The sequence below is a fragment of the Chryseobacterium sp. PCH239 genome, from assembly GCF_018924625.1.
In the GTDB taxonomy this organism is placed as follows: domain Bacteria; phylum Bacteroidota; class Bacteroidia; order Flavobacteriales; family Weeksellaceae; genus Chryseobacterium; species Chryseobacterium cucumeris.
Window position 1 is genome coordinate 5056696 of the sequence record NZ_CP073027.1, and the last position, 12533, is coordinate 5069228.

General features: G+C 35.7%; 12 protein-coding genes. 10 read left to right on the forward strand and 2 right to left on the reverse strand.

Annotated elements, in window-relative coordinates:
* The first annotated feature begins 114 nt into the window (after positions 1 to 114).
* The 10 genes from KBP46_RS23135 to KBP46_RS23180 all read left to right on the forward strand — a co-directional run bounded on the left by KBP46_RS23135 (position 115) and on the right by KBP46_RS23180 (position 10927).
* Entirely contained in the window at positions 115 to 657 is a 543-nt protein-coding gene (locus KBP46_RS23135) for a peptidoglycan-binding protein LysM (protein WP_216444301.1), read from the forward strand.
* Positions 658 to 862: 205 nt separating this feature from the next.
* The gene (locus KBP46_RS23140; RefSeq protein ID WP_123280014.1) at positions 863 to 1408 is read left to right on the forward strand and encodes a peptidoglycan-binding protein LysM; all 546 of its coding nucleotides are present in this window, start codon (positions 863 to 865) and stop codon (positions 1406 to 1408) included.
* Between the two features lie 518 nt (positions 1409 to 1926).
* The gene (locus KBP46_RS23145) at positions 1927 to 2472 is read left to right on the forward strand and encodes a hypothetical protein (protein WP_062671701.1); all 546 of its coding nucleotides are present in this window, start codon (positions 1927 to 1929) and stop codon (positions 2470 to 2472) included.
* 223 nt (positions 2473 to 2695) lie between these two features.
* The gene (locus KBP46_RS23150) at positions 2696 to 3241 is read left to right on the forward strand and encodes a hypothetical protein (RefSeq protein ID WP_062671703.1); all 546 of its coding nucleotides are present in this window, start codon (positions 2696 to 2698) and stop codon (positions 3239 to 3241) included.
* 80 nt (positions 3242 to 3321) lie between these two features.
* On the forward strand, positions 3322 to 4122 hold the full coding sequence (locus tag KBP46_RS23155) for an Fn3-like domain-containing protein (RefSeq protein ID WP_228436717.1): 801 nt from the start codon (positions 3322 to 3324) through the stop codon (positions 4120 to 4122).
* Positions 4123 to 4131: 9 nt separating this feature from the next.
* Complete coding sequence (locus KBP46_RS23160) at positions 4132 to 6936, forward strand: hypothetical protein (protein ID WP_253297122.1); 2805 nt, start codon at positions 4132 to 4134, stop codon at positions 6934 to 6936.
* A 10-nt stretch (positions 6937 to 6946) separates the two neighbouring features.
* Entirely contained in the window at positions 6947 to 8380 is a 1434-nt protein-coding gene (locus KBP46_RS23165) for a hypothetical protein (protein WP_120231682.1), read from the forward strand.
* A 635-nt stretch (positions 8381 to 9015) separates the two neighbouring features.
* Positions 9016 to 9750: a sensor histidine kinase KdpD gene (locus tag KBP46_RS23170; protein WP_216444302.1), complete on the forward strand. Its 735-nt coding sequence runs from the start codon at positions 9016 to 9018 to the stop codon at positions 9748 to 9750.
* Positions 9750 to 10394, forward strand: coding sequence for a response regulator transcription factor (locus KBP46_RS23175; RefSeq protein WP_062671712.1), 645 nt, complete (start codon positions 9750 to 9752; stop codon positions 10392 to 10394). The genes KBP46_RS23170 and KBP46_RS23175 overlap by 1 nt, the downstream gene beginning before the upstream one ends.
* Before the next feature lie 131 nt (positions 10395 to 10525).
* Positions 10526 to 10927, forward strand: coding sequence for a hypothetical protein (locus KBP46_RS23180; protein ID WP_216444303.1), 402 nt, complete (start codon positions 10526 to 10528; stop codon positions 10925 to 10927).
* 221 nt (positions 10928 to 11148) lie between these two features.
* On the opposite strand, the gene KBP46_RS23185 is transcribed toward KBP46_RS23180, so the two are convergent.
* Entirely contained in the window at positions 11149 to 11796 is a 648-nt protein-coding gene (locus KBP46_RS23185; protein WP_123280019.1) for a MarR family winged helix-turn-helix transcriptional regulator, read from the reverse strand.
* A 36-nt stretch (positions 11797 to 11832) separates the two neighbouring features.
* The gene (locus tag KBP46_RS23190; protein ID WP_216444304.1) at positions 11833 to 12531 is read right to left on the reverse strand and encodes an SDR family NAD(P)-dependent oxidoreductase; all 699 of its coding nucleotides are present in this window, start codon (positions 12529 to 12531) and stop codon (positions 11833 to 11835) included.
* Between the last annotated feature and the right edge of the window lie 2 nt (positions 12532 to 12533).

The following is a 12533-nucleotide window of genomic DNA, read 5'->3' on the forward strand; positions in this document are numbered from 1 at the left end:
TCTACATTCACTCACATTAGAGTGAAAAAGCTTTGGTGATGTCATATATTGTTATTAGATTTATAATGAATTCAGAATGATAATATTATTACACCTCACTAAAATTTATTAATCATGAAAAAGCAAATTTTTATCATTGCGCTGTCTTTGGGAGCAATCGCCTTAGGAACCAACCAGATTATGGCACAAAGTTCAGAGCAGGTGAGTACATCAGTAAATATTATTTTATCGGACGTTATTGCCATGGACATTGGCTCTGTTGCTTCAGAAGGTACTGTAGATTTTAATTATGGGAGCACAAAAGACTATAATTCATCAAAAAATGTGACTGTTCCCAACAGTTTAGTCATTATTTCCTCTAAAAATTTTGATGTAAAAGTAAAATCTGAAGGGGCACACTTTGTAAGTGGTGCAAATGTAATTCCTGTAGATATATTAAAGGTCAAGGCAATACCGGGCGGAAGTTTGATAGGAACCCTGAATGAGGTCACTTTATCTACAACTGATCAGGTGCTGGTGAGTAATGCAAGTTTAGGAACCAAACAGTCTTTAAATATTGCCTACTCCATTTCGGCGGAAAATGCATCTAAGGTCCTTCTGGGAAAACCACAGGGAACTTACACACAAAAAATAACTTATACCGCCACTGCATTGTAAGTAAATAACAATTCTAAATAGAAAAGCCCTCAATACTGTCAAAGTATTGAGGGCTTTTCTATTTAAGTCCAAATGATAAACCGTGTAGTGATTTTACTACACGAACTTCCTTTTTCCACTACAAGGAAACTTTTAGCACCACTATAAATTTGCAGTATACAAAAGATAACAATTAAGTAAAAAATAACAATTAAATAATACAGCCATGACAAAACAAATCGTAATCACAGCCTTAACTTTCGGAGCCATGATATTAGGAACTAATAATGTTCAGGCTCAAAATACAACCGCAACCACCACGGTAAACATTACCCTTAACGATGTGATCTCTATCGATGCAGGAAGTACTGCCATTGGTAATACGGTAGATTTTAACTATGTTACTGCAGCAGATTACAACTCTGATCAGACTATTACTAAAGCCAACTCTCTGAAAGTTACTTCCACAAAGAACTTTAATGTTAAAGTAAAAGCAGGAGGTGCTAATTTCATGAATGGAACGAACTTAATCCCTGTCAATGTTTTGACCATTAAAGCAGCTACAGCTGCCGGAACAATGGGCGGGACAAAAAATACTGTAGTTTTATCTGCAACAGATCAGAATTTAGTTACAAATGCTCCTCTTGGAAGTGCGTTAACGCTGAATCTGGATTACACTATTCCAGCAGCGAAATCATCATCTTCTGATATTTTAGGTAAACCAGCGGGAACTTATACTCAAACAGTAACTTATACTGCAACAGCTTTATAAGCTAATTTTTTCATATTAATATTTTGTGATTTGGTGTTTCGAAGGCTTCCTCAGGAGGCCTTTGATTTTTTATGTATTGTACCAATATAGATAAAATTCAAAATCCTTGCACTCTTATGAAAGTAGATTGCTGAATGCTTGGTGCATTATTGCCATTACAATAACAAATTAATTATATTAGTTATTTGCTTTATATTACCATAATACTCTTAAATAACAATCATAATAAAGTTACCAATCTATAAATATTTTTTTGTGAAAACCTAAAGAAAAATTATACACAAACGGTAATTTATATGACGACAGCTTTATAATAGAAATAACAGCAATTTATATAGGCCCTCAATATTAAGAAAATGTTGAGGGCTTTCCTATTTAAGTCCAAATGATAAACTGTGTAGTGATTTTACTACACGAACTTCCTTTTTCCACTACAAAGAAACTTTTAGCACCACTATAAATTTGCAGTATACAAAAGATAACAATTAAGTAAAAAATAACAATAAAATATTACCATCATGAAAAAACAAATCGTAATCACAGCCTTAACTTTTGGAGCTATCATATTTGGAACTAATAATGTTCAGGCTCAAAATACTACAGCAACCACTACTGTAAACATTACCCTGAACGATGTAATCTCCATCGACGCAGGAAGTACTGCCATTGGTAATACGGTAGATTTTAACTATGTTACTGCAGCAGACTACAACTCTGATCAGACCATTACTAAAGCCAACTCTCTGAAAGTTACTTCCACAAAGAACTTTAATGTTAAAGTAAAAGCAGGAGGCGCTAGTTTTATGAATGGAACAAACTTAATCCCTGTCAATGTTTTGACTATTAAAGCCGCAACAGCTGCCGGAACAATGGGTGGGACAAAAAATACTGTAGTTTTATCTGCAACAGATCAGAATTTAGTTACAAATGCTCCTCTTGGAAGTGCGTTAACACTGAATCTGGACTACACTATTCCAGCAGCAAAATCATCATCTTCTGATATTTTAGGTAAGCCAGCGGGAACTTATACGCAAACGGTAACTTATACGGCAACTGCTTTATAATAAAAAATACATCAATTTTATAATAAAAAAACACATCAATATACATGCCCTCAGTACCTGAAAAGTACTGAGGGTTTTTCTGTTTATTATGTGAATAAACTGTGTAGTGATTTTACTACATGTACTTCCGTTTTCCACTACAAAGAAACTTTTATGACCGCTGTAGATTTGTAATGTTCAAAAGAGAACAGGTAAACAAGATTAACAATTAAATAATATTATCATGACAAAACAAATTGCAATCACAGCCTTAACTTTTGGAGCGATCATATTAGGAACTAATAATGTACAGGCTCAAAATACTACTGCAACCACAGTTGTAAAAATTATCCTGAACGATGTCATCTCTATCGACGCAGGAAGTACCGCCATTGGTGGTATAGTTGCCTTTAACTATGCTACTGCAGCAGACTATAACTCTGATCAGACCATTACTAAAGCCAACTCTTTAAAAGTTACTTCCACGAAGAACTTTAATGTAAAGGTAAAAGCAGGGGGACCGAATTTCGTCAATGGTTCAAACTCGATCCCAGTGGATGTTTTGACAATCAAAGCTGCAGAAGCTCCCGGAAGTATGGGCGGAGCAAAAAACGAAGTGGTTTTATCCCCAGGAGAAAGAACCTTAGTATCCAATGCTCCTCTCGGAAGTGCATTAACACTGAATCTGGACTACACCATTCCAGCAGAGAAATCATCATCTTCGGATATTTTAGGTAAGCCAGCGGGAACTTATACGCAAACAGTAACTTATACGGCGACTGCTTTATAATAAAATTTTTAGTTTGTAAAGGCTTATTTTGCTACGTTTTCAGTAGTTTTGAGAATCTTTATTATTAAACTATTTACACCATGAACAAGTTTATTCACCTTTTCATTTTCTTTATTCTTACAGGATCTTCTTCACTTTTGGCACAAAGTATTTCTATGTCGCCTACAAGATTGTTTTTCACAGGTAATCCAGGAGAAAAAGTAACAAAGACAGTCACGCTTCAAAACAGCTCGGATAAAGATTATGTTTTTAATCTCAACTATAAAGATTGGGTTAGAGAAGAAGACGGAAATAAGGTTTATCTTGAAGCAGGCAGTTCAAAAACTTCCAATGCCTCCTGGGTGTCTACCTTAGAAAACACTGTAACAGTTCCTGCGAAAAGTACAAAGGAGATTGTAGTAACCATGCAAATTCCGGTAAACGCATCACAGTCTGTCGTTACAAACAGCATGCTGTTTTTCACACAGCTTCCTCAGCAGGCAGATAAGGCACGTATTCAGAATGGTATTGGTATTATCACCTTATTTGAGGTAGGACTTCACATCTTTTACACTCCACCGGGAAACCATGTGAAAAGTCTGGATATCACCAATATTTCAGAAGTGAAAAATGAGAATGCTGCGAATAGAAAAGTTGCTGTAAGCATCCATAATGATGGAAACACCATCAATGATGCCACCGTTGAGTTTGAACTCACCAATACAGACAGTGGTAAGGAAATAAAATTACCCGCAATTTCCATCTCTATGTTTCCGGATACCAATCAGGTTGTTCAGTTTTCTTTACCAGAGAACATTTCAGGGAACTTCCTTGGCGTGGTTATCGTCAAAATGGCCGAATCTAATGATTTACGTGTAGGAGAAAAAAACTTTAAATTTTAAAATTAAGCTTTGAAACCACAGAATGGAATATCAGTATCAGTACTAAGAAGAACAATCTTATTTTTTATATTTGTTCTTCTGAACTTTTCGTGGGCCTTTGCACAGGAAAAGAAGGATATACAAATCCATTTTGAAAATGACAGTGTAACTGTTGAAAAGGGTTCTACTTTTACTAATTTCCTGATCATTGAGAATAAAAGTTCTGAAGAGATGATGATTCAGAATATCAGCCCTCAGGAACAGTATCCGGGATTGCTTTTCTATCCCAAAACTGACTTTACCCTAGGCCCGGGTCAGTCTAAAAATCTTCCTGTGAAACTGATCGCCAACGTTGATTTTATGAAGCTGAGATCCAATAAGATCCAATTTCAGGTTTCGTATGCCACTTCAAAGGTCACCAGGGCTGAAAACGCCTCATTCTTCGTCTCTAAAGGTGAGAACAAAAACATCGCGATTTATACGGCTACCTACGAAAATTTTATTAACCCTGCTTTGCCCCAATCTTCAATTCTGCTGACAGTAGAAAATCAGGGGTATAGTAAACGTACCGTTAAGATTGATTTGCAGTCAATTCCGGATGGTCTGGAAATTTTGCCAAAACAGCAAACCTTATCTCTGGAAGGTTTAGAAAAACAAACGCTTGAAATTAAAATTGCCGTCAGAAAACAGAATACACTTTACCCAGAGTTTAATATTAATGCAATTGTCACAGATCTGCTTGATAATAAAATTGTGGGAAGCAACACGCTCTACTTGGTTATTTTATCGCACAACAGACAAATTGCCCGTGGAAACGAAGCGGCGAGTGGAAGTAACTTTGCGGAAATGAGCTATAATGAAAACAGTTCAGGGTTCAATTTTCTTCAATTGAGGGGAAACACAGCATTCCGTATGTCTGAGAATTTAAAATCACGCTTCAATATCGGTGCAGATTACTATTTTGAAGACGGCCTTTATAACGTGTATGATACCTGGCTGGAACTGGAGAGAAAAAATACGGTTTTACGCTTGGGAAATGTTAATAGCAGCGATTACGACTACCCGGTTTTCGGAAGGGGAGGAAAAGTTTCTACCAGATTTGGTAACAGTAATCAGGTTGAAGTTCTTGCGCTGGAAAGTAATTATAATCTGTATGGTACTTATTTCCAGCAAACAGAAGGATCTACCATGGTAGGTGCAAAATATGCTTTTGGAAATGCTAAATCTTTCAATGGAAAAGTATCCTATATATTCGACCATGATCCACGCTTTAACGTAGATACACAGGTAGCGAACGCGGTAACATCATTGTTAATTAACGAAAAACATATCATCCGCACGGAGGTGGGAGTGAGCAACGAAAAAGGCCTTTTGAATAAAGACGAAAACACAGGAGCTTCCATGGGAGCCAATTACGAAGGAAAAATAGGGAAATGGGATATACAATCTTTCAATTCCTTTGCCACCAAAAGTTATGCAGGGATTAAACGGGGATCTTTTTTCTCAAATCAACGGATCGGCCGCCAATTTTCTGCTGCTCAGCGTGCTTTTATACAATATCAGAATTCGCAGGTAGAACCCGAGTTCCTGAGTTTCCAGAGTGAACCTATCCAACCTGGGAATACCTCTAATTTGCGTTATTATTTCAACAGCACGGAAGCTTTGGGACTAGGGTATCAGTTTTCTTTAAAGAAGTGGAATTTCCTACTTTATCCAAAGGTTGAAAAACAAAAAACAGCTAATTTTTACACATCACAGGAACTTTTTTCTTACCGGTTGGAAGCCAATATCAGTACTACATTAGGTGCTCACGGATTGAACCTGACGGCGGAATATTCTTATTCAAAAGAGAATGATAATCCAGAATGGTTCAACAGTTTGAAAACGACTTTATCTTACAGATATAAATCATTCTCCCTCAATGGAACAGCCCAATGGAACGCGATCAGTGTCTTTGATTTAAATTCTTATTATGATGGAAACCGTAATTTCGCCAACTATAATGTGTATGCCTCCTATAATTTCCAGATGTTTAATCATAATCTGACCGGATCTTTTTCAGCCGGGACTTTCTATTCGGAACTTTATAAAAATTTAAACAGCAATATCACCGGTAATCTGGAGTATAAGATTTCGCCTTCCTGGTCTACCACAGGGTATTTTAATCTTTCCGGTTATAAATCTACAGCTGAATATGCAACCAGTGGAAGTTATTACCAGTTTAGAGTGGGGATTAAAAAATATTTTACCACAGCAACAACTCTCGGAAATCATAAAGTGGCTTTCCAGTTCTTTGAAGATAAAAATTTTAATGGACTGCTGGAATCCGGCGAATCGTTACTTGCTAATGAAATTGTAAAACTGGACAATTATGTAGCGATAACAGATAAGAATGGAAAAGTAGTTTTTCAGAATGTCCCAGAAGGAACTTATACACTGAAAATGAACGAAAGTGCAGGTGCCCGATTGATGATGGATCCAGTCATTATGGTGCATGCCAATATTAACCGTAAAGTAGGCTTGGTAAAAAACATCAGGGTAAGTGGAAAATTAACAGAGATCAGACAAGCTTACGATGTTCTGGAAACGGATGTAACCGGAATCGTGGTATATGCAAAAAGTGAAGAGGGTATGATCTATACTGCTGTGGTTAACCAAAAAAATGAGTTTGAATTTTTCCTGAAAGATGGAAAATACACGCTCTATATTGAAAATGACAAATACAGCTATACGCAACCCAGCCAAACTATTCAGGTGACAAAAGAAGGTTATTCAAAAACTGTGGTTTTTGAATATAAGAAGAAAGACACCACCATTAAGGTGAAAAAGTTTTAAATTTAAAAGTATGAAAAAGATGAGGTCTTTTCTAATAGGAATTTTTACCGTATTGTTCGGGGCTGCGGTTACGAAAGCTCAGGATGTATATCTGTCGGTTCCTGAAAATAATATTTTTAACAGGAGCGAATTTACTTCAGTACCTACAAGAGTAATGACGAACGCGAACAGAACCAACTGGGATTATGCCTTTTTGGGATTACTCCCAACAGCTCCTACATTTACCTCTGTTTCCGGGCCCAATTTTACTCACTCTTCTTCCTCACTTACTTTACCCGGTTCCGCGCTTCTGTGGCAGTTGGAAAGTATGGGAGGACAGATGCCATCTACTGGATTTTCAGGTTATTTACCAGGTTTTCAGTCTTTCAGTACAAGTGCTGTAAGATGGTTTGAACCACCATCCATCAGTCTGGGAGGAGGATTCAACCGGGGAAATATCAATTTTATCTTTAAAATTCCTGCCTCACAATTTAGTGCCAATGCCTTCCGGGCCGGGAATTACTCCATGGATATCACTCAGAATTATAATGACTTCACACCACGTAATTTTAAAACAATTTTAGTCATTCCTTCAGCTATAAAATGGGTTGCAAACTCTTTAACAAAATACATAGAAATATCTTCTTTGAATGACTACCGCAGTACAAGCACGCGAGTGTGGGATTTGGGGAATACAGAAATTGCAAATACGGTTGATTTTAATTTTTGGGCGAAAGCTGCTGCCACAAACATTCAGTTCACGTCCTCTAAAGGTGTTCCGGGAACCAGAAATATAGCCAACATTAAATTGGGTAGTAACGGATCTTCACTCACAACCAAAGCCTTATCTTCCGATTTTCAGAATTTTTCCGCGGCTAATTTCAGTGTAGTAGCAGGAAACAGAAACAACTTCATTCCACAGCTTTATGTGTCTGCGGAAGATTTTAAAAACTTCTTTTTTGAAGCCGGAACTTATACGTTTGATTTAAACTTCAATGCCAGCAGTACAGATAACTCCATTAACAGTTTGCAAAATACGGCTGTTCAGTTAAAGGTACTTCCTCTGTCGGAGATCACCATCCCCAGTTCTGGACGCAATGTAAACTTCAATTTTAATACCGCTGCACATTACACCGATGGCCAGACACAAATGATTCCCAACCAAATCATGTTGTCCAATAATGAAAATTTTGAGCTCTATGTAAAATCGGACGAAAATTATTTTAAGAAAGGTGGTTTACAGACCAACATCAATTCAAATATTTTACAAATCGGCATAGATGGGAGTTCTGTAAATGTTCCTTTATCCAAAACTCCTCAGAAAATACTCTTTAACGGAGCTCCGGTTTTAGACCGGGGATTGAACGTAAGATATACCATATCACCTACGAATGCCCAAAGTTTGGTAGGGAAGGAAAACACTACTTACTCTATCAATGTTTATTATAGCTTTACGGCAATTTAACAATACTTTTTGAAAATCAATCCTCTTATTTGCTGATGAAAAATTTCTCCATCAGTATAAATAAGGTGTATGTCTTCCAATAATTCGTTTTCTGAGTGCATTTTTTTACAGCATTTTATAGCTGTGGTTTCATCATGCAATTGGCAGAAAATACAAAACTGCTCAAAAATTTTCTGAAGTATCGCTATAGATACGTTTTCTTACTTTGATGATTTTTCTTTCATCAATCCGCTTCAATATCTGTAGATGTATTTTGGTAGTCCGGCTATCAATGATTGTCACTTCAGGATGCCATTTTTTATCTTGCATCATTCAGCTGTTTGTGATCAGTAATCTATGATACTGTTCTATATTTCACTTTTCTCTATTTTCGATAATACCGGTAAACAGTCTGCCAGAGTCAAAATTCTCCTGGAATCTGATACAGCCATTTTGTGAGATAAACAGAACCTGTATTATTTCAGGTAAATCCCATTTGATTTTTTTTTAACCAATATGATATTTTTTTTAACTTGCTACCTTCTGGAAGAAAGGTCTGAACTATATGTTTTTAGTTACATTGAAGCAATATAACTCTTTCTGCCTTCTTTCAAAAAAATAACTCAAACAGCTTCTAAAACCGTGATACTTAATTTATGAATGATTTAATCAACGAACTCCAATTAAAAATTGAAAGACTGGAAAACGAAATCAATTTCAAGAACGGATTGATCTCGATTTTGTCTCATGACTCAAAAGAACTGTTGGGAACCTTTCTGTGGCTTACAGAAGAGCTGGAGCAAAATACTATCAATGAGGAAGATTTTTTTAAGTTGTTGCCGCAGGTAAAACGAGATGCTCAGAAAAATCTGCAAACTATACAGGACACCATTGCCTGGCTAAAAACACAATACGGGGAATTTAAGATTAAACCCGTTAAAATCATGGTGATAGATCTTTTTCACTATTTGGAAGAAAAATATGCTGCTCGATTAAAAGAAAAAAAGATTAAGTTTTATTTTAAAGGAGATCACAATGCATTTCTTACAGGCGATCGCATGTTGCTCGAATATGTTTTAGACAAAATTTTCAACAACGCGGTAAAATATTCATTGCCAGGTCAAGATATTTATTTACAGGAGATTACAGAAGGTGATCAGGTTGAGCTTTCTATAATTGATTCCGGAACAGGAATCAATGAAAAGTATTTACCTGGGATCTATACTTATGGTAATCCTGTATTTCTGGGAACTGCGGGCGAGAAAGGAGTGGGATTAAGTTTGAAAATTGTAAAAAATTTTATATCCTTGCTTAATGGAAACATCCAAATCATTTCCACTGAAAATAAAGGCACCACAGTTTCCCTTTTTTTACGTAAATTTATAGAGTAATGGGTTTAAAAGTAAACATTCGCATTGTTGTAGCAGACGATCATGGTATCGTTCGGATGGGTTTGATACAGACAATTAAACGATTCAGACCCGATGCTATCATTTCAGAAGTAGAGGATTATAAATCGCTGTACAATTTAATTCTGAAAGAAGAATTTGATCTGGCCATTATGGACGTTAATATGCCTAATGGTACTGTTCAGGAAGCAATAGATTACATAAAAATTCACCAACCTGCATTAAAGACTTTGATATTTTCTTCCCAGGATGAAGAATTGTATGGAATGCGTTATCTGAAAATGGGTGCTGGTGGTTATCTAAGCAAGCTAAGCTCCACTGATGTAATTGAGACTGCTTTAACAGCGATGCTTAATAAAGGCCGATATGTCAGTGAGAATATAAAAGAAGCGATTTTTTTAGAATCACTAAACGGCTCTGTAAAAACTTCTCCCTTTGAAGCTCTATCAGACCGCGAATTGCAAATTGCCAATAAGCTTGCAGAAGGTCTTCCCCTCAAAGAAATTTCTAATCAGCTGAATCTCCATTCATCAACGATCAGTACATACAAAATCAGGTTGTTTGAGAAGCTTAAAATACGGTCCATACCCGAATTGGTAGAGATTCTCAGGTTGTATAATCAGTAAATATTCTATCACAAAAATCTGATTGTGATTCAATCTCTGCTCCTTTGTACAAAGTTATTTTCAGAAACTCAATAGTTCAGTGGAAAATACAATTGAACAAGATAGGTATAAATCTATTTAACAAAAAAGTAATGAATGAATTTATAATCCTAAAGTCAAGTTGGGGAATAGGTATCTTTTATGAGATAATAGAAATCATAAATCATAATCAAAATGATGAGAATGTATATGAAATAGCTCCTTCTGTTTTTATAAAGTTAAAGAGTGATTTATTGGATACTATTTCGTTAGAGTATTTAAAGAAAGGAATACAGAGTATAATACAATTTATCAAAGAATTTCCAGTCTGCTTTTGTATAGAAAAATTGGAATATAATATTTGTAATTATCAACCTGAGGGTATGTATTATATGTTCAGGAAATGGTTTTTTGAAAGTCATAATATGGAGATTCCTCCTATGAATATTTATTACGATAAGGAGACAAATAAATACGTTTTTCCTGATTTAATTGATATTGGAGAATTATCTTAATTCATACATGTTATATGGATTAATTATAACAGAAAATACCGAATTTACTTATTGGGATAATTTTGACTATCAAATAAATGATAGTATACTTGTTTCTAATAATGTTAAAAAGTATAGGTCTTCTGATGAGCTATTGAAAATATGTCGTCCTGTTTTACTATACATTATAAGAAAGGAATCCAATGTGGAAATAGTTTTACAAGCAAGGTTTTGCACGTATTTTAGAGGAAAAATTCTGATATCTGATTGATGTCGGAATTCTTATAATCAACATAAATATGATAATGAAATTCATTAAGTTTTTTCAAAATCCTAAGAAATTCATTCTTCTCAACTTTATCAAGCTTTCCGGATAAAATTTTTGAGATTAAGTTGACATTAGAAACAGATGCGTGGAAAATTTCTTCGCCTTTTTTAGTCAAATTTAATCGTTTGCTGCGCTTATCATCTTTATCATTTTTCTCCTCCAAAAATCCCGCTTCCAAAAGTCTTTTGATGATTTGAGTTCCGGTTTGTTTCTCGTGACCGTTTTTTTCGATCAATTGAATTTTCGTTAAAAAAGGTTCGTCTTTTAAGCGGTACAGGTAGGTAAATTCTTCATTCGCTAATTCAGGGAAATCTCCCAACCCTTTTCTGATCAGTAATTTAGAATATCGTCCTAATAAGAGAACCTGTTTGCAAATTTCATTTTCGGTAAATGAAACCTGATGATTCTCATTTTTAAAAAGCTTGGTAGGGCTTTCATCAGCATATTTTTTATCATTCATCCACACGCGGAAATCATCAACGGTGGAGTTGGATTTGCAGGCGTCAGAATGTTCAAATTCTTTCACGTGATGGAGCAGGTCTATGAAAAAGTCGGTTTGCATAATAATTTTGGTAAAGATATTAGTTTTTGGGAATGATTACAATTTGATGTTACTCATTCCTCCGTCAATCCCAATGATCTGTCCCGTGATCCACGCTGAATGATCAGATAGTAGAAACGCAACCATTCTTGCGATTTCGTCGGCTCTTCCGACTCTTTGCAATGGATGTCTTCTTCCTGAAGCTTCCCGTTTTTCAGGTGTTGAAAGAAGTGGTGAAGCTAAATTAGTATCCGTTAAAGAGGGAGCAATGGCATTCACTCTGATTTTCTGAGTAGAAAATTCTGCGGCCATACTTTTCGTCAAACCTTCAACAGCACTTTTACTTGCAGAAATTGAGGAGTGAAAAGGCGTTCCCAGCTTTGCCGCCACCGAACTGAACAACACAACAGAAGCCGTTTCCGACTTCTTCAAATTAGGCAACAGTTTCTGAATCGTTTTCACAGCACCCAAAACATTGATTTCAAAATCATTTCTGAAATCTTCAATCGAAAAACGGTTAAATGGTTTTAAATTAATACTTCCCGGCGCATAAACCAAACCGTCAATAACTTCAGGGAATATAATTTCATCCAGATTCCCCGAAAGAATATCTATTGGATGAAATTCAATATTTAAATTTTCAATTTCAGGATTTTCGGTTCTTGAAATACCAATAACGTAATGATTTTCTGATAATATTTTTGCAGCAGCAAATCCAATTCCCTGTCCGCAACCGATAATGACTATGTTTTTCATTT